Source organism: Clostridium neonatale (genome assembly GCF_001458595.1).
GTDB lineage: Bacteria > Bacillota > Clostridia > Clostridiales > Clostridiaceae > Clostridium > Clostridium neonatale.
Window position 1 is genome coordinate 155807 of sequence record NZ_LN890326.1, and the last position, 20516, is coordinate 176322.

At 30.5% G+C, this 20516-nt stretch carries 17 protein-coding genes; 1 reads left to right on the plus strand and 16 read right to left on the minus strand.

Annotation, left to right across the window (positions count from 1 at the left end; all coding sequences use genetic code 11):
* Positions 1-35 precede the first annotated feature (35 nt).
* Positions 36-521, plus strand: coding sequence for a MarR family winged helix-turn-helix transcriptional regulator (locus BN2920_RS02625; protein WP_058293483.1), 486 nt, complete (start codon positions 36-38; stop codon positions 519-521).
* A 45-nt stretch (positions 522-566) separates the two neighbouring features.
* Here the strand turns inward: BN2920_RS02625 and BN2920_RS02630 are convergent, their stop codons facing one another.
* The 16 genes from BN2920_RS02630 to cimA form a co-directional block, all read right to left on the minus strand.
* Positions 567-1814 (minus strand): ABC transporter permease, encoded by a 1248-nt coding sequence (locus tag BN2920_RS02630; protein ID WP_058293484.1) that lies wholly within the window; start codon positions 1812-1814, stop codon positions 567-569.
* Positions 1805-2542, minus strand: coding sequence for an ABC transporter ATP-binding protein (locus BN2920_RS02635; protein ID WP_058293485.1), 738 nt, complete (start codon positions 2540-2542; stop codon positions 1805-1807). Before BN2920_RS02635 ends, BN2920_RS02630 begins: the two co-directional genes overlap by 10 nt.
* A complete protein-coding gene (locus BN2920_RS02640; protein ID WP_058293486.1) occupies positions 2535-3977 on the minus strand; it encodes an efflux RND transporter periplasmic adaptor subunit in 1443 nt (480 codons plus the stop codon). Before BN2920_RS02640 ends, BN2920_RS02635 begins: the two co-directional genes overlap by 8 nt.
* 14 nt (positions 3978-3991) lie before the next feature.
* Positions 3992-5113 carry a TolC family protein gene (locus BN2920_RS02645; protein WP_058293487.1) on the minus strand — a complete coding sequence of 374 codons (1122 nt, stop codon included), beginning with the start codon at positions 5111-5113 and terminating at the stop codon, positions 3992-3994.
* A gap of 187 nt (positions 5114-5300) precedes the next feature.
* Positions 5301-6305, minus strand: coding sequence for a LacI family DNA-binding transcriptional regulator (locus BN2920_RS02650; protein ID WP_058293488.1), 1005 nt, complete (start codon positions 6303-6305; stop codon positions 5301-5303).
* 295 nt (positions 6306-6600) lie between these two features.
* Positions 6601-8106 (minus strand): 4-alpha-glucanotransferase, encoded by a 1506-nt coding sequence (gene malQ, locus BN2920_RS02655; protein WP_058293489.1) that lies wholly within the window; start codon positions 8104-8106, stop codon positions 6601-6603.
* Between the two features lie 165 nt (positions 8107-8271).
* Positions 8272-9171, minus strand: a complete 900-nt coding sequence (locus BN2920_RS02660; RefSeq protein ID WP_058293490.1) for a carbohydrate ABC transporter permease — start codon at positions 9169-9171, stop codon at positions 8272-8274.
* The gene (locus BN2920_RS02665) at positions 9171-10037 is read right to left on the minus strand and encodes a carbohydrate ABC transporter permease (RefSeq protein ID WP_058293491.1); all 867 of its coding nucleotides are present in this window, start codon (positions 10035-10037) and stop codon (positions 9171-9173) included. Before BN2920_RS02665 ends, BN2920_RS02660 begins: the two co-directional genes overlap by 1 nt.
* A gap of 146 nt (positions 10038-10183) precedes the next feature.
* On the minus strand, positions 10184-11509 hold the full coding sequence (locus BN2920_RS02670; RefSeq protein ID WP_058293492.1) for an ABC transporter substrate-binding protein: 1326 nt from the start codon (positions 11507-11509) through the stop codon (positions 10184-10186).
* A 365-nt stretch (positions 11510-11874) separates the two neighbouring features.
* Positions 11875-12138, minus strand: a complete 264-nt coding sequence (locus tag BN2920_RS02675; RefSeq protein ID WP_058293493.1) for a GIY-YIG nuclease family protein — start codon at positions 12136-12138, stop codon at positions 11875-11877.
* Between the two features lie 285 nt (positions 12139-12423).
* Positions 12424-14079: a biosynthetic-type acetolactate synthase large subunit gene (gene ilvB, locus BN2920_RS02680; RefSeq protein ID WP_058293494.1), complete on the minus strand. Its 1656-nt coding sequence runs from the start codon at positions 14077-14079 to the stop codon at positions 12424-12426.
* A 125-nt stretch (positions 14080-14204) separates the two neighbouring features.
* A complete protein-coding gene (gene ilvD / locus BN2920_RS02685) occupies positions 14205-15863 on the minus strand; it encodes a dihydroxy-acid dehydratase (RefSeq protein WP_058293495.1) in 1659 nt (552 codons plus the stop codon).
* Between the two features lie 6 nt (positions 15864-15869).
* A complete protein-coding gene (gene leuB / locus BN2920_RS02690) occupies positions 15870-16952 on the minus strand; it encodes a 3-isopropylmalate dehydrogenase (protein ID WP_058293496.1) in 1083 nt (360 codons plus the stop codon).
* 161 nt (positions 16953-17113) lie between these two features.
* On the minus strand, positions 17114-17602 hold the full coding sequence (gene leuD / locus BN2920_RS02695) for a 3-isopropylmalate dehydratase small subunit (protein ID WP_058293497.1): 489 nt from the start codon (positions 17600-17602) through the stop codon (positions 17114-17116).
* A 13-nt stretch (positions 17603-17615) separates the two neighbouring features.
* Entirely contained in the window at positions 17616-18875 is a 1260-nt protein-coding gene (leuC, locus tag BN2920_RS02700; RefSeq protein ID WP_058293498.1) for a 3-isopropylmalate dehydratase large subunit, read from the minus strand.
* Between the two features lie 15 nt (positions 18876-18890).
* Positions 18891-20486 (minus strand): citramalate synthase, encoded by a 1596-nt coding sequence (cimA, locus tag BN2920_RS02705; RefSeq protein ID WP_058293499.1) that lies wholly within the window; start codon positions 20484-20486, stop codon positions 18891-18893.
* Positions 20487-20516: the final 30 nt, after the last annotated feature.

Consider the following 20516-nt stretch of genomic DNA (forward strand, 5'->3'; position numbering starts at 1 on the left):
ATTTACATTATATTATAGGAGTGTTGATATATATTATGAATGAAATATTATTAAATAGACTGGCAGATTCTTTATTTGATTTCTTAATAATAGCTAGAAATAATATTATTAATGAAGATGAGTTTCTAAAAAATTTTCCTATTCCGCAAAAAAAGTTTGAAGAATATATGAAAAAGTGTCCTATGCCGCCTTCACATATAAAAGTAATTATTTATCTTGCTAGAGTTAATTCAGCACCCATATCTCAGATTGCTTCTACTTTAAACATTTCAAAGTCAAATATGACTCCAATTATAGATAAATTAATATCGTATGGACTTGTTAATAGATATACTGATGAAAAAGATAGACGAATTTTACGTATCGAATTAACTGAATTGGCATTTAAGTTTTTTAATTCCTTTAAAGATTATGCTAAATCTGCATTGTTAGATAAGATAGCAATTCTTCCTGATGATGATCTTAAAGAAGCACAATATTGTATTGAAAAATTAACTTCTATTTTTTTAAAACTATCTTAAATACGAAAAGCAGATGACATCTAATAATGCCATCTGCTTTTTATTTTATTCATATCGCAATGCTTCAATAGGATCTAATTTTGCTGCTTTTTTAGCTGGATAATATCCAAAGAAAACCCCTATTCCCATAGAAAATACAAGACTTATAAATATTGTTGGTATTGAAACAGATACCGGTACTTTTAATACTAAACATGCAATTATTCCTGTTCCTACACCTAAAGTAATTCCTATAACACCACCTATTGCACATATAATAACTGCTTCTGTAATAAACTGCATTTTTATATGAGAACTCTTAGCCCCCAATGCTTTTCTTGTTCCAATTTCTCTTGTTCTTTCTGTAACTGATACAAGCATAATGTTCATTACACCTATTCCACCAACTAAAAGTGAAATAGCAGCTATAACTGAAACCACTAATGAAACTATACTTAGCATTTTGGTAAATCCCTCTACTTGGCTCTCACCATTGTATACATCAGCTGTAAAATATTTATTTGTCTTATATTTATTTTCAAAATATTTTTGTAATTCTTCAGTTAATTTATTCGAATCACTTCCTGGTTTAGGCTTTATTGTGAAATTATCATAATTCTTCTTATCAGCTGACTCCTTTACTGATGTTACAGTGGTATAAACAGCTGTAGGCATATCATCTTCATTTCCCATTCCACCCTCAAACATTGATTTCTTATATTCATATATACCTACGATAGTATATGTAGTAGAATTTTCTCCTAAAGAATCCGTTACTTTAAACTCTTTTCCCAAAGGATTGGGTTCATTTTTAAATAACTTTTTCACTAATTTATCTGATACTACTGCTGTTTTTTTATTTCCTTTTACATCTTTTTTAGATATAAATCTTCCTTTTAATATTTTAAAGTTTTCTACACTTTTATATCCTGCATTAACTCCTGTTATATATACATTAGCTGTTGATCTCCCTGATGTTTTTGCTTCCCCACTTATTCCTCTTTCACTCACTTCAACGTCTAATATTTCACTGTTAAATCTTTCTTTAACACTATCTAAGTCTTCAAGTGAAAGTAAATCATTATCTTCTGCTTCTCTATCACTATCACCTTTTTGATACACATAACCATATATATTTCCCGCTCCCATATCGGACATTAAACTGGTAACTGATGCGCTAAGTGCACTTCCTATTGAAACAATAGAAATAACTGAAGATATTCCTATTATTATTCCAAGCATAGTAAGAAGCGATCTCATTTTATTTGATTTAAGACCAGCTATAGCTAGCATTATATTTTCTTTTATAAACATGACTTTTCACCTTCTGGGAAACGCCTTATGAAATTACTATTTTGTCTTTCATTTACTATCTTCCCATCCCTTACAGTTATAATTCTTTCAGTCTCATCTGCAAGTTCACTGTTATGAGTTATAAGCACTATAGTTTTACCTTCCATTTCATGTACCTTATGAAATAGATCCATAACTAATCTTCCTGTTTCAGAGTCCAATGCTCCTGTAGGTTCATCTGCAAGTATTATACTAGGATCATTAGCTAAAGCTCTTGCAATTGCAACTCTTTGTTTTTGTCCTCCTGATAGTTCATTAGGTAAATGGGTCATTCTTTCCCCCATATCTACTAATTCAAGTAGCTCCTTAGCTTTTTCAATTCTTTTCTTTTTATCTATTCCAGCATAAAGCATTGGTAATTCTACATTCTTTAACGCTGTACTTCTAGGTATTAAGTTAAATGTCTGAAATACAAAGCCAATTCTTTTATTCCTTATATCAGATAACTCATCATCACTTAGCTCATTTATATTAGAACCATCTAAGAAGTATTCTCCTGATGTTGGTCTGTCTAAAGCTCCAATTATATTCATTAGTGTACTTTTCCCCGACCCAGAAGCTCCAACAATAGATAAAAATTCACCATTCTTTACATCTATATCTATTCCTTTTAATATATCCAACTGGTTTTCAGTTCCAATGTAAAAGCTTTTTATTATATTTTTCATTTCAATTACATTATCACTCAACAACTTCACCACCCTGATTCATCATCATCGGATCAGCTAATTTCACTTCAGTACCAACTGTATATGATGTAGGATCATTTACAACAATTAAATTATCTTTTATTTTATCTCCTGATATTTCTATATTTACATCCGACTCCATTCCTGTGATTACTGGAATTTCCTTAACTATATATTTATCCTTATCAGTTTGTTCTAGAATATATATACTTTGTCCATTTTCTCCATCTACAATGCAATCAAATGGCACTGTATAAATATTATTAGATTCTTCTACAACTATTTTAGTTCTAGCATTCATACCAATCTTAATCTTATTATCTGGATTTTTCAATTTTATTTTGGCTTTAAATGCTGAACTAGTACTACTAGAATTTGATCCAGAATTTGACTCTGATGTAGAAATCTCTTTTTCTGCAGTATCAGTGACACTTGCAACTTCACCATCTACAAATGCTTCATCCTCCATAGCATCAGTCCTTATTTCAACTCGTTGTCCTGCCTTTACATCTAATATGTCTACCTCTTTAATAGGAACCTCTATATATACATCATCTAAATTCTCAATTACAAATAATGTTCCATTTGCAGCTTCTCCTTCTTTGGCATTAACACCTGTAATCGTTCCACTAACAGAGGCTCTTATTTGACAATTTTTCAAATCTTCTTGCTTATCTTTTAAAGCCGATTTTTTACTATTATCATTAGCTTTGATTTTAGCTGACTCGTAATCTTCTTTTGCAGTTTGAAGTTTATCTTTCGCATCTGTTTTAGCATTTTCCAAACCAATCACAGCTTCATCATATGCCATTTTTGCTGCATTAAGATCTGTTTCTGATTTTTTAAATACTTGCTCTGAAACTTCTCCGTAATTAAATAACTCTTTATTATATTCATAATTGCTTTGCGCTTCTTCCAATGCAACCTTCTTTTCATTCAAAGTTGATTTTGCTGTATTTACTTCACTATTCATATCATTTTGTTCTTTATATAGCGTATTTTCATACACTCTCTTTTTACTTTGTAAATCTAGATCTGAAGACTGATCATCCTGCTCTATACTCTCAGTTTCCTCTTTAATCTGTCTTTCAAGTTTTTCACTATCAATTACCGCTAAAACATCGCCTGCTTTAACTTTATCTCCTACCTTAACATTTACTTGTTTAATATTACCTTCAACTTTTGAATATATATTAGTTACCTTTTCACTTTCAACAGTACCTGTTGCATCTATACTGTTTACTATTTGTGACTTTGCTAAAGTAGTGTAATTTGAAATAATAATATCCTTAGGTATTAAGAAGGTTTTTGCTACAAATCCAATTATTATAAGTACTATTACTCCTAATACTATAAACTTCTTTTTTATTTTAAACTTTTTTATGTGTATATTTTTAGGCTTTAGCTTACTCAAATCTGGCTTAGTTAACTTCATTTTTTTCTTCCTTTCTAAATCAAGTATCCATCTTTCATTTGCATATATTTAAAGTAGTTTACATATAAGGTATTTTTTTCTTTTATATATTCTGATTTTTGATTTATTAATTGTATATATGCTTCCTCACATTCTTTGTTAGATATATAACCATGATTTAATTTTACCTTCTTAATATTGAAAGCATTTTCTTTATCAGTTAACTTATTCATGCTATTTTTTATACTATTATAAGAATTCATTAGATTATTATAATTATCTTGAAAAGTTAAACGTAAATCACTTTTTCCTTTTGTCAATTCCAATTCTGCATTATCTATTTCATAGTCATCACTATCATCATTGTCTTCAACTTGATCCAGCTCTATCTTTTTAATTTTTATGTTACTATTATTGTTAATCACTTGATTAAAATCTTCTTCAAAGTCTATATTGGCAATTTTACTAATATCAAAATCTAAATTTTCATTTACAGTTATATTTTCATCATCTATTCCTAAGGCACTTTTTAATTCCTTTAAACTCATTTCTTCATCTGTTATTGATTTATTATACGTATTTTCTATATCTATAAAATCTACAGTATTAGTCAAGTACTCATTTCTTGAGATATATCCCATGTCGTACTTAGCTTTATTAATGTTATTTTTATCTTTATTGTAATTTACTTCTTCTTCTTTTATATCTTTAAGAGATTTATTATATAAATAATCTATATATTTTTGTTGAGCAGTTGTAACTAAATCTCTAACTTTATTTTGATATGTAATTCTAGCAATCTTTAAATCATCTTTTTTCTTATCATATTCCTTTTCTAAATTAGATAATTCTGCTTTATTTTGATCTCTTTCTTCTATTTTTTTATTTTTACTTTCCTCATCAAGATCATTTGTAATAGAATTATTTAAGCTAGTTATCTTTTTTTGCACCTTACTTATATCTTTATCCAAATCATCATAATATTGTATTTTACTTTCAAGAGAATTCTTTGCAATTTTTAATTCGATGTTGTTGTCTATTACAATCTCATCAATATTATCAATAGAAACAATAATCCCCTTTTCACTTGCTGAAGCCGGAATTATATTGATTATAAGTAATAGCATACATATAAATGATGAAATTTTCAGTTTCATGGTAATCTCCCCCTAATTATGTATTACATTTAATTTTTTGCATAATTTTATGCAATATATTCATGGCTTTATTGTACCATTTACTAGCAATGTTTTCCCTTAAAGAATTATTAAATTTTTCATAAATATAAAGAAAAAAATCTTTAGAATTGTAATGTACCTATTCTAAAGATTTTTTAATATAAAATCATTCTCTAAATGATTCTCTATATATGATTTTCGACTCTACTATGTAATGATTAATTTTCCTTTGATTATCTTCTAAATAATCAATTAATATTTTAGATGCATAATATCCAAGCTCATGAGAATTTATATCTACTGATGATAATTTAGGAGTTTGAAACTCTGCCAATGGACTATTATTAAAGCCTATAATTGAAATGTCTGTAATGTTTTTTTCTTTAAATACATTTAATACCCCAAATGCTAAGACATCATCTTCAACTATTATTGCTGTAGGATGACTATTTTCTAATAATATATCAGCTGCTTTAGCGCCATCTTTTTCATTGAAATCAGGCATCATTATAATATTTTTATCTTCTATTGGGATTCTATTCATTTCACATGCCACTTTAAATCCATATAGTCTGTCCCTTGTAACGTTCCATTCTTCTCTCGCTCCAATAAAACTTATGTCTCTATGCCCCTTTTTATATAATTCTCCTACTAGGTTATAAGTGGTTTGAAAATTATCATTATCAACCCATAACATTCCATCAGCTTCCTCTGGTCTTCCGATTACAACAAAAGGAAAATCCATCTGCTGAAGGTATTTAATACTTTTATCCTCTGGTCTAGCACGAAGTAAACATACACCATCTACCAAGTTGCTGGTTATAAAGTTATTTATATTATCATACTCACTTTTTTCATCTTCACTAAATGCATAAGTTATATAGTACTTCTTCTTTTGAGCATATTCACTCATGCCTTTCATAGCTTGAATAAAAAATGGATTTGTAATTAAATCTTGATCTTCGTTAGGTAGAACTACACCAATAATCCTACTTTTATTATTTGCCAAACTTCTAGCTATAGCATTTGGTTTGTATTTTAATCTATTAATAACCTCTCTTACTTTTTCCTTAGTCTTATCACTAATTTGTGGACTATCAGATATAACTCTCGATACCGTTGAGGGAGAAACATTTGCTTCTTTAGCAACTTCCTTGATTGTAACCTTCATACACTTACCTCCTAATTTTATTTATTCTAGCCCTCAAGTTTGATTATAAATATTATAAAGCTACAAATTATTTAAATTCAATATAAATATTTTTAAATACTATAATACATAAAGAAAGACTATCATTTATCATTTTACTTAATATTGTTAAATGCATCCAATTATACAATAAATATATATTATATTCTATAATACAATTGATATATTGTATATAAATATATTAGATAACTAATAAAGTAAATGAGATCCCATGATAGTCTTTTTTTAATACATCATTTATAGAAGTCATATTTAATTATAATTGTTTGTCTTCTTCTACATATCTTCCATAAATCTTTGTCATTTCTTTCATTCTTTTAGCTAATTTATTATCATAAGCCCTAGCTTTCATTCTCCAACGCCAATTTATACCTAGTGTAGATGGTAAATTCATTCTAGCAGAATTGCCTAAATCCAAGAAATCCTGCATTTGTGCTATAGCTATATCTGCAACGCTACTCCAAGCACTTCTAATAAATCCCCATGAATATCCTTCTTCTTCTGTCAACTTTAAATACTCAATTGCTTTTTCAACATGCTCTTTTTCTCCTGTTTTCTCCATCCATCCTCTTACAGTATCATTATCATGTGTTCCAGTATATACTATAAAATTCTTATCATAATTATGTGGAAGAAATGGATTATTATAATCACTATCAAAGGCAAAAGTTAATATCTTCATTCCAGGATATCCAGTATCATTTCTTAATTTTATTGTTTCTTCTGTTAATGTCCCTAAATCTTCAGCAATAATATTTACATCCCCCAATGCATCTTTAATTGCATTAAATACTTTTATACCGGGGCCTTTTACCCACTCACCATTTTCAGCAGTTTTATCACCATATGGAATTGACCAATATGATTCAAATCCTTTAAAATGATCTATTCTTAAAACATCATATATTTTGAAACTTTGTCTTATACGATCAATCCACCATCTATAGTGGTCCTTCTCCATATGATTCCAATCATATATAGGATTTCCCCACAATTGACCTGTTGCTGAAAATATATCTGGTGGACATCCGGCAACTTTTAATGGTCTTAAAGTTTCCTTGTCCAACATAAACGCATCTGGGTTTGCCCAAACATCTGCGCTATCCTCTGCTACATATATTGGCATATCTCCAATTATCTCAATTCCTAATTCATTTAAATATGTTTTTAATTTTGTCCATTGCTTAAAAAATTCAAACTGCAAGAATTTCCAATAACTAATATCATCTTTTAGCTCTTCTTTATATTTAAACATAGCTTCTGGCTTTCTTAATCTTATATCCTCATCCCATGTCTGCCAGCTTCTTAGGTCAAAACTATTCTTAACTGACATATATAATGCATAATCATCTAGCCATGCATCTTCTTCTTCTATAAACAGTTTCAATTCTTTAATGTCTTTTGATTTAGAATTTTCATATGCCTTTCTTAAGACTTTCATTTTATTTTGAAATATAATTCCGTAGTCTATATCTTCTTCATTACTTCCAAAATCAACTGACTCATAGTCTTCTTTCTCTAAAAGTCCATCTTTTCTTAATAAATCAAAATCTATGAAATAAGGATTTCCTGCAAAAGCTGAAAAAGATTGGTATGGTGAATCTCCAAAGCTAGTCGGACCTAAAGGTAGTATCTGCCAATACTTTTGTCCTGCTTCCTTAAGGAAATCTCCAAATTTATACGCTTCTTCACCAAATGTTCCTATTCCATATTTTCCTGGCAAAGAAGAGATATGCATTATAACACCACTACTTCTGTCCATAAAAACCTCCTACAATAATTTAATATTAAAACTCTTACTACTTTTAGGTTATAAATTCACTCAATCGGTTGCATTATTATATGTAAATATAGAGCTTCACTAGATGTAAGTTTATATATTTTTATACACTTTCTTTCATAGAAACCCTATATTTACATTATACACCTATTTTATTGATCCTTGTACTATTCCAGCAATTATTTGCTTTTGTACAAAGAAGTAGAAAATTATTATTGGGATTATTGCCATTATCAATGCTGCCATTGCTAATTCCCATTGCTTTGAAAATGCTCCAAAGAAATTATTCATTGCAAGAGGTATTGTATTTATTTTTCCATTAACAGTTAAGAAAGGTAAAAGGAAGTCATTCCATATCCAAATACTATTTAAAACTGCTACTGTAACTGTTGTTGATTTTAATAATGGAAAAACAATTTTTCTAAAAGTTTGGAATTTAGTACATCCATCTATTACTGCAGCTTCTTCAAGTTCTGCTGGTATACTTTTAATAAATCCATGATATAGGAATATACTCATACAACATCCAAATCCTATATACATAAATATTAATCCATAGTGTGTTCCAATCATACTTATGGAACCGAACCTAAATTTTCCCATCCATTGTACAAGTGGTATCATTACAGCTTGGAATGGTACTATCATACCTGCTGTAAATATATAAAATACAACCTTGCTCTTTGTAGTCCTATCTCTCACAAGAACCCATGCAGCCATTGCTGAGAATACTATTATTAATATTACACTAAATACTGTTATTATCATAGAGTTAGCAAATGAGCTAATAAAGTCCATTCTATCTATGGCTGTAGCATAATTACTAAAATTCCAATTTGCAGGCAACCCTGTTGTATTAGCAAATATCTCTCTTCTTGTCTTAAATGAATTTATAAACATTAAGTAAAAAGGAGTCATATATAGTATTAATAGTACCCATGAAAAAACTTCTAATAATTTTAGCTTTCCAGTATAACTATCTAATGTCTTTAATTTTTTATTCTTTTTATTTTCTACAGAAGTTTCTAATGTCTTATTTGCTTCCATTATGCTTCAACCTCCTTCTTCTTATTGAAATAAACTTGTGTCAACGAAATACATGCAACAATTAAGAAGAATATTATAGCTTTAGCTTGGCCAAATCCCATGTTGTTTACAACAAATGCTTCTCTATATATATTTAACGCCATCATTTCTGTCGCTTTTCCTGAACTTAATGAGAAGTTTAAATCAAACATCTTAAATGATTGTGATAATGTTAGGAATAAACATACTGTTATTCCTTGTCTAACCATTGGTATTGTTACATTATTAAATGTCTGCCATCCATTAGCTCCATCTATATGTGCTGCTTCTATTAAATCTTTAGGTACATTTTCTAATGCTGATACATATATAACCATAATATATCCGGCATATTGCCATGTTGAAACAAATATCATTGCAAATACTGCTGTTCCTGTATTCTGAAGCATTGAAGTTGAAAGTACTGTACTTCCTAATGTCTTACCTAAATTCACAAATACTGAGTTAAACATGAATTGCCATATAAATCCTAAAATCAATCCACCTATTAAGTTTGGCATAAAGAAACCAGTTCTTAAGAAATTTTTTGTTTTTAAATTTCTTGTAACCGCATATGCTAAACCAAATCCAACTAGGTTAATTACTATGACACTTATGAATGTATAAACAATTGAAACCTTAAATGAATATATGAATTGTGCATCAGTGAAAATACTTGCATAATTTTTTAATCCCACAAAATCATATTTCGGATTAGCGCCATTCCAATTTGTGAATGTATAATATATACCAATTATAAACGGGATTATTACTACCATTGTAAAAGCGAATAGACAAGGACCTATGAATATCCAAAAATCCCTACTATCTCTTGTTTTCTTAGTCATATCTATACTCCTTTCCTAACTACATTTAATACATACCCAAAACAATCTTACTAACATAATTTCTTTATACCACTTAATATTAATTGTTTAATATATAAGGGAATCATATATGTTCCCTTATATATTTTAATTTCTATATTATTAAATTATTTACTTACTGGAGTAGCAGCTTGAATATCTTCTAACATTTGTTTCTTAGCAGCATCTCCCATATCTGTCTTTATAAATTTAGAGAATACTGGTCCTATATTATTCATAGAGAATCCATCTGGGAAGTTTGTAAATGTCCAAGGAAGAGTCTTTCCTGCTTTATTGAATTCACTAATTGATTTGTTTAACGCATTATCACTTTCTACAGCAAAGTTTGTAAATGCTGGAATCATATCCATATTCTTAACTATAGCTTCTTGACCTTCTTTACTTTCAACCATCCAAGTTAAGAAAGCTTTAGCTTCAGCATTAACTTTTGAATCCTTGTTAACAACCCAATACATAGGAACACCTACTGGAATACAAGAACTCTTTTCACTATCATCAATACTCATTGGTATGAATCCCATATCAAATTCAGCACCCTCAGTTAATTTCTTTAAATCTCCTGCTGTCCAGTTACCTTGTTGCATAAATGCTGTTTTTCCTAATGCAAAATTACCAACTTGAGTACTATAATCAATAGTTTCTAATTTTTCTTTTCCACCATATTTACACATTAATTCAACTAAGTTCATCCAGTCATTAAATTGTTTATTGTTAACTACATCTGCTTTACCAGCAAAATAATCATCAGCAAATTTTTCTGGGTCATCTTGCATTGCAAATGGAATGTTAAATGTATGGTTACCAGTTACCCAAGTTTCCTTTGTAGTATAAGAGAATACGTCATCAATACCTAAATCAGCTTTTTTACTGTCTAGCTTTTCTACAGCTTCTTTTAATTTTGTGAAGCTAGTTATTGATGCAGGATCAATTCCTGCCTTGTCCAAAATTGATTTATTATACATTAAGCCATAACCTTCAGTTGCAGCTGGCATACCATAAACTTTTCCGTCTACAGTTACAGTATCAAGAGTTCCATTAACTGCATTCTTAATCCAGCTTTCATTGCTTAAATCGTCAATTTTATGTTTCCAAACCTCATAATCTCCAGCCCCTTGAATCATAAAGATATCTGGTTCTGTACCTTTTGCAAATTCTGCCTTTAATGATGCACCATAATCAGCACCACCACCAACTGATGTTATTTCAACTTTAACTCCAGTTTCTTCTTCATATTTTTTAGCTAATTCTTGAAGTGCATCATTAATTTCAACTTTTAATTGGAATACTCTTACTACTTTTCCGTCACCACTTTTTGCTGTATCTCCACCTGCACTTGATTTTGAAGAATCTGCTGTTCCTCCACCACATCCTACAATAGTTCCACATGCTAATGTAGTTGCTAAAATTGTTGCTAATAATTTTTTCATTTTCATATAAAATACCCCTCCATTTAAATTATTATTTATTAAAGTCAAAGGTTCTATAAATTTATTTATATTATCTATATGGTTAAATATAGATTAATATTCAATTTAAACAATCGTTTGCATTATTATCGAAAATTATTCAAGTCATTTGTTATAATATGTATCATATCTAATATAAGTAAACTTTTTCAATGAATAATATATGAATGCTTATGCTTTACTTTTTGCAATCGGTTGCGATTTGTTGCAAAAAAATATATTTAATATTCAGCAAACAATTATATTTCAGAATATTGTTTTTATTTCCTTTATCTGTTTTTATTATATCAGTGTAAGTAAACTTTTACAAGCACTTTTTAGAAATTATTTATTTATATTTTAGAAAATTTTTTTGAACTGCTTTTTATAAGCCATTCCTTCTTACTTCTAGTATATTTTTTTATTTCATACTCCCTTTTCATTGCATCTTTCTTATCATCAAATTCTTCAAAATATACTAATTCAACCGGACCTCTCCCTCTAGTATACTTTGCCCCAGTACCATTAGAATGTGCTTTTATTCTTTTTTCTAAATCGTTAGTCCAACCAGTATATAAAGTATCGTCTGAGCATCTTAATATATATACATAATTCATTTTTATCCTCCGTAGATTGAATTATTATTGTTTAAACAAATCCTATCTATATTTTATAATACATAAAAAAGCGGCTATGCCACGCTTTTTAAGTAAAAATTAAGTATTATTAGTGAATAATTTTTTAGATGAGAACCTTAAGCTTTTTATAATTTTACTTTGAAAATAACACTGCTGTTTTTTCCTTAACTCTTACACAATAAAAAAGAGATAGCATAAATACATGTACTACCTCTATTTTATAAATTGGTTATTTACTAGTCAATTAGATAATTCAATATAATTTTATTCGGTTATTATCTCATTAATAGGTGCACCTGGTGCTACCATAGGAAAAGCTTTCTTATCAATATCTATTACATAATCTATAAGAACTGGACCTTTTTCTTGTATAGCTTGTTTTAACACAGGTTCTAATTCTTCTGGCTTAGTCACTCTAAATGCTTTTCCACCAAAAGCCTCCATTAGCTTTACATAATCTGTTGGTCTATCAAGAGTTGTTTCCGAATATCGTTCTTCGTAAAATAAATTTTGCCACTGTCTAACCATTCCTAGACAGTTGTTATTCATAATTATTTCTATCATTGGCAGTCTATTTTTAACTGCTGTAACAAGTTCCTGACAGTTCATTCCGAAACTTCCATCACCAGCAATGTTAATTACTTGTTTATCAGGATTACCAACCTGCGCACCTATAGCAGCGCCCAATCCATATCCCATTGTTCCTAAACCACCAGATGTAACAAATGTTCTTTCTGATTTAAAGTCAAAATACCCCGCTGTCCACATTTGATGTTGCCCAACTTCAGTTGATATTATAAAATTGTTATCATTTAATTCATTTAGTTTTTTGAACAACAATTCTGGAGTATTATAATCCATTGAAACTTCTTTATCTTTTTCTTTTAATGATTCTATTTTTTCAATCCATTCAATATTCTTTTTTTCATTAACTAATGGATATAATTTTTCCAATACTACTTTTAAATCACCAATAACACATTGATTTACCTTAATGTTTTTATTAATTTCTGCTGGATCTACATCTATTTGAAGTATCTTTGCATTTCTTATGTGCTCTTGCTTGCTTATAACTCTATCACTGAATCTTGCTCCTAGTGTTATTAATAAATCACACTTAGTAGCTCCTATATTAGAGGCCTTTGTTCCATGCATTCCGATCATTCCAGTATATAGTTCATGATCATTAGGGAAACCATCCATACACATTAATGATGTCGATACAGGTGCATTTATTTTTTCTGCAAATTTAATTAATTCTTTAGTTGCACCTGATATAACAATACCACCACCTGCATAAATAAAAGGTCTTTTACTATCATTGATTAATTTTACTGCCGCTTCTATGCTTTTGGCTTTTATAACCTTATCTTCTCTATTTATTTCTTTAGGAATTATAGGTTTATAAACTGTTTTATCTGCTGTTATATCCTTTGGAATATCTATAAGAACCGGCCCCGGTCTTCCTTCTTGAGCTATATAAAAAGCTTCTCTAATTATATTTTGAAGGTCTTTTACGTCCTTAACAATATAATTATGCTTAGTTATTGGCATAGTAATACCTGTAATATCAACTTCCTGAAAACTATCTTTACCAAGCAATGGCTTAGTAACGTTTCCTGTTATTGCAACCATAGGCACAGAATCCATATGTGCTGTAGCAATACCAGTAACTAAATTTGTTGCTCCTGGACCTGAAGTTGCTAAACATACTCCAACCTTACCAGTTGATCTTGCATATCCATCAGCTGCATGTGCTGCATTTTGTTCATGCGCTGTTAATACATGATTTATTTTCCCTCTATATTTATATATTTCATCATATATATTTAATACAGCTCCACCTGGATATCCAAATATGGTATCTACACCTTCATCAATTAACGATTTTATTAATATTTCAGCACCTGTCAATAACATATTTTTCCCCCCCATTGGACAATTCAAAATTCAAAATTCATACCCTTTAGGGCACCCAGATGGGCAATTCACAATTAAAAAAGGATTTATCCCACAATTGTGAATTGTGCATTGTGAATTCTGAATTACTTAAGTATTGCTCCTTCTGCTGCTGAACTAACTAGTTTAGCATATCTTGCTAAATAACCTTCTTTAACCTTTGGTTCAATTGGCTTAAATGTCTTTCTTCTTTCAGCAATTTCTTCATCACTCAACTTTACATCAAGTTTACAATTATTAATATCTATTGAAATTATATCCCCATCTTCAAGTAATCCAATAACTCCACCGTCAGCTGCTTCTGGAGATACATGTCCTATTGAAGCTCCTCTTGTAGCTCCACTGAATCTTCCATCAGTAATTAATGCAACTGAGGAATCAAGCTTCATTCCTGCAACTGCTGCTGTTGCTTGAAGCATTTCTCTCATGCCAGGGCCACCTTTTGGACCTTCATATCTTATAACAATAACATCTCCTGGATTTATCTTTTTAGAGAAAATAGCTGCATTTGCTTCTTCTTCTGAATTAAAGACTCTAGCTGGTCCTTCATGAACAAGCATTTCTGGTAAAACTGCTGCTCTCTTTACAACAGCACCATCAGGAGCTAGATTTCCTCTTAATATAGCGATTCCTCCAGTTGCACTGTATGGATTATCAATTGGTTTGATAACATCATAATCTGAAACAGTTACACCTTCAATGTTTTCTCCAATAGTCTTTCCTGTAACAGTCATACAACCTAAATCTAGAATATCCTTCTTAGCAAGTTCACTTAATACTGCTGATATTCCCCCTGCTGCATATAATTTTTCAATATGAACATCAGATGCAGGTGCTAATTTACAAAGGTCTGGAGTTTTAGATGATAAATCATTTATTATATCTAAGTTCATTTCAACCTTTGCTTCATTTGCAATTGCAGTTATATGAAGCACACTATTAGTTGAACATCCAAGTGCCATATCAGCCTTTAATGCATTCATTATACTTCTCTCATTAATTATATCTCTTGGCTTAATGTCTTTCTTTAAAACATCCATAACAGACATACCTGCTTTTTTAGCAAGTCTTAATCTTTCAGAATATACTGCTGGAATTGTTCCATTACCAGGTAATGCAATACCTAATACTTCACATAAACAGTTCATTGAATTAGCTGTAAACATTCCAGAACATGAGCCACATGTTGGACATGCAGAATTTTCTAATTCACATAGTTCTTTTTCATCAATAGTTCCATTTTCATATGAACCAACCGCTTCAAACATAGTAGTAAGAGAGATATCCTTGCCTTTATGTCTTCCAGCAAGCATTGGGCCTCCGCTTACTAAAACTGCTGGAATATTAACTCTTAGTGCTGCCATAACCATTCCTGGTACAATCTTGTCACAGTTAGGAATTAAAACTAATGCATCAAATGCATGGGCCTTTGCCATACACTCTATTGAATCTGCAATAAGTTCTCTTGTAACTAAAGAATATTTCATTCCTTCATGTCCCATAGCTATACCATCACAAACACCAATAGCAGGAATCACAATTGGTGTTCCTCCAGCTACTAATATACCTTTTTTAACAGCCTCTGTAATCTTATCAAGATTCATATGTCCAGGTATAATTTCGTTTTGAGCTGATACTACTCCTATTATAGGTCTTTTTATTTCTTCATCTGTTAATCCTAGTGCTTTAAGCAGTGATCTTTGCGCTGCTTTTCCAGGACCTAACTTTATTGCATCACTTTTCATTAGCCTCTACTCTCCTTTAACAATTTTTTTACAAACTAAGTCTCCCATTTCCGTAGTTCCAACCTTAGTTTTTCCTTCACTCATTATATCTCCAGTTCTATAGCCATCTTCAAGAACTGATAACACCGCATCTTCTATAACTTTAGCTTCTTCATCTAAATTAAAACTGTATCTAAGCATCATAGCAACTGATAATATTGTTGCTAATGGATTTGCAATTCCCATTCCTGCAATATCTGGTGCACTTCCATGGATCGGTTCATACATTCCAAGTGTTCCATCTCCAAGTGATGCTGATGGTAACATTCCAATTGAACCAGTAACCATACTAGCTTCATCTGATAATATATCTCCAAACATATTTGAAGTAACAATTACATCAAATTGAGTTGGATCTTTAACAAGCTGCATTGCAGCATTATCTACATACATATAATTAACTTCAACTTCTGGATAATCCTTTGTCATTTCTCCAATAACTTTTCTCCAAAGTCTTGAACTTTCAAGTATGTTTGCTTTATCTACACAAGTTAATTTCTTATCTCTCTTCATTGCTGTTTCAAATCCAATTTTAACAATTCTTTGGATTTCTTTTACATTATATCTTTCAGTATCATAAGCAGATTCTAAACCATCAACAGTTTCTCTACCTCTTTCTCCAAAGTAAATACCACCAGTTAATTCTCTAACTATAGCAATATCTATTCCATTTCCAACTATACTATCTTTAAGTGGTGATGCATTCTTAAGTGGTGCATATAATGTTGCTGGTCTTAAATTACAATATAGATTCATTCCACCTCTTAAGCCTAATAAAGCTTGTTCTGGTCTTACCTTTGCATCTGGATCATCCCATTTTGGACCACCGACAGCTCCAAGTAATACTGCATCATTTCTTTTACATATTTCTAAAGTTTCTGCTGGAAGTGCTTCTCCGGTTTTATCTATAGAACATCCACCAGCTATTGCATATTCATATTCAAATCTATGTCCAAATTTTTCTCCAATTGTTTTTAATACTTTTATAGCCTCTGCCACTATATCTGGACCTATTCCATCTCCTGGTATTACTGCTACGTTACATTTCATTATAAAAATCCCCCTCTTTATCAGTTCACAATTTACAGTTTATAATTAATCAAAGTTTCAAATAAATATAATATTATTTAACTGTGAATTGTAAATAAATATGTTTAGCTTCTATTTTTGCTTATTTATATTAACTATGCTTACTTACCTTTGTTTTACTTCTACTTATTGTTTCTGATATATCCAATAAGTCCATCATTATCGATTATTTTTTGCATGAATTCAGGGAAAGCTTCTCCTTGATATTCTTGGTTCTTAGTTAAGTTTTTAATTAATCCTGTTTTAAAATCAACTTCTAATTCATCACCAGCATCAATATTCTTAACTGCTTCATCACATTCTAATATTGGTAATCCTATGTTTATTGAATTTCTATAAAATATTCTTGCAAATGTTGATGCAATAACACAGCTTACCCCTGCTGTCTTTATTGCAAGCGGAGCATGTTCTCTTGAAGAACCACATCCAAAGTTTTTATTCGCTACAATTATATCTCCATCAGTTACATTTTTTACAAACTCTGTATCAATATCTTCCATACAGTGTGCTGCAAGTTCTTTAGCATCTGATGTGTTTAAATATCTTGCCGGAATTATTACATCTGTATCTACATTATCTCCATATTTGAATACTCTACCTTTTACGCTCATTACTAAATACCTCCTACACTAATTCTGGATCAGTTATTTTTCCAGTTATTGCAGATGCTGCTGCAACAGCTGGACTTGCAAGATAAACTTCCGATTCAACATGTCCCATTCTTCCTACAAAATTTCTATTTGTTGTTGATACACATCTTTCACCTTTTGCTAATATTCCCATATGTCCACCTAAACATGGTCCACAAGTTGGAGTAGAAAAAGCAGCTCCAGCTTCAATTAAATCTTTAATAATTCCTTCTTCTAAAGCTTGTAGATATATTTTTTGAGTTCCTGGAATAACAATACATCTTATTTTCTTGTTAACCTTCTTACCTTTTAATATATCTCTAGCAACTCTTAAATCTGAAATTCTACCATTTGTACATGAACCAATTACAACTTGATCAATTTCAACATCGCCAGTATTATCAATTGTTCTTGTGTTATCTGGTAAGTGAGGGAATGAAACTGTCGGTCTTAATGTACTTAAGTCAATTTCATATACTTCATCATATTCTGCATCTTCATCTGCTTCATACTTCTTCCATTCTCTCTGTGCATGTTCTTTTAAATATTCTTCTGTTTTATCATCTACAGGGAAAATTCCATTTTTTCCACCTGCTTCAATAGCCATATTAGCCATTGTGAATCTATCATCCATAGAAAGATATTGTAATCCATCTCCTACAAATTCCATTGATTTATATAATGCACCATCAACACCTATCATTCCAATTATATGTAGGATTATATCTTTACCACTTATCCATTTAGCTGGCTTATTTTTAAGAACAAACTTTAATGCTGAGGGAACCTTAAACCAACATTTTCCTATAGCCATTCCAGCTGCCATGTCAGTTGATCCTATTCCTGTTGAGAAAGCTCCAAGTGCTCCGTAAGTACAAGTATGTGAGTCAGCTCCAATTACTACATCACCTGCAACAGCTAATCCTCTTTCTGGTACTAAACAATGTTCTATCCCCATTTCTCCAACTTCAAAGAAATTTTCTATTTCCATCTTATTTGCGAATTCTCTGATATATTTTACTTGTTCTGCTGCCTTTATATCTTTATTAGGAGTAAAGTGATCTGGCACTATAGCTATTTTGCTTTTGCTAAATACCTTATCTGTTCCAAATTTCTTAAATTCATTTACAGCTACTGGAGTTGTAATATCATTTCCTAATACTAAGTCTAGATTTGCTTCTATTAATTGTCCGGCTTTTACGCTTTTTAATCCAGCATGTGCTGCTAATATTTTTTGTGTCATTGTCATACCCATCTTAAAATCATCTCCTTAAAAATATGTTTCTAATTTTCTTTGAATATCTTTAATTAATTTATATTCTATTGAATCTACCAAAGCTATCCAACTAGCTTGAATTACGTCTCTGGATACCCCAACTGTACTCCAATTTTCTATACCGTCTGTTGATTCAATTAAAACTCTAACTTTTGCTTCTGTAGCACTTTCAGAATCTAAAACTCTAACTTTATAATCTACAAGTCTTGTTTGTTTTAGTTCTGGATAAAATACTTCTAATGCCTTTCTTATTGCCTTATCTAATGCATTTACAGGGCCTTCACCTTCTGCAGCTGTCATTTCAGTCTGTCCATCAACTGTAATATTTATTACTGCTGTCGAACTAAATTCTTCTGAATTATAAGGCTGTTCTCCAATTATCTTGAAATGATTTAATTTAAAGAACGGTTTATACTTTCCAATAATTTTTCTTATTATAAGTTCTACAGTTCCTTCTGCCCCTTCAAACTGATATCCTTCAAATTCCAAGTCCTTCAGCCTATCAGTAATCTTTTGAACTTCTTTATCATCTTTAGATATATTAGGAAAGACTTTTCTTATTTCCTGTAATATAGTGCTTTTCCCACTAACTTCAGACACTAAAAATCGTCTTTTGTTTCCAACCAATTTAGGATCTATATGCTCATATGATTTAGGTGATTTTGTAACTGCATCAATATGCATTCCACCTTTATGAGCAAATGCTGAATTTCCTACAAATGGGCTTTGATCCTCTAATGTAATATTGCATATTTCTGAAATTGCTCTTGCTGTTTTTGTTAATTCCCCCAATTCATTATTTCCAAGCACATTATAATTAAGTTTTAACTTTAGTATTGGAATTATGCTGCTTAAATTAGCATTTCCACAGCGTTCCCCTATTCCAATAAAAGTTCCTTGAACCTGATTTGCACCTGACTGCACTGCTACTATAGAATTTGCTACTGCCATTCCCATATCATTATGACTATGGATTCCTATTTCAATATCTACTTGGCTTCTCACAAATTTAGTAATACTCGCTATTTCTTCTGGAAGCATTCCACCATTTGTATCACACAGTACAACTGCCATTGCCCCATTTTCTTCGGCAGATTTTACTGTTGACATTGCATATTCTTTATTAGCCTTAAAACCGTCATAAAAATGTTCTGCATCAAATATTACTTTTTTCCCTTTATCTGAAAGATATTTTATTGTATCTTTTATCATCTCTAAATTTTCATCCAAGGTTGTCTTTATTATATCCGTAACTTGAAAATCCCATGACTTGCCAAATACAACAACTGTATCACATTCTGCAGAAAGTAAATCTTTTAAATTTTTATCATCTTCTACTTTAATATTTGGTCTTCTAGTAGAACCAAAAGCAACAACCTTTGAATGCTTTAAATCTATTGTCTTTATTAGCTTAAAGAATTCCATATCTTTGGGATTAGATCCTGGATTTCCAGCTTCAATATAATCTATCTTCATTTCATCCAGTAGTTTTACTATTTTTATCTTATCCTCTAAAGAAAATGAAATTCCATGGCCTTGAGCTCCATCTCTTAAAGTAGAATCAAATATTTTTACCGACCGCTTGTCCATATATTGAATTCCCCCTTAACTTATTGCCAT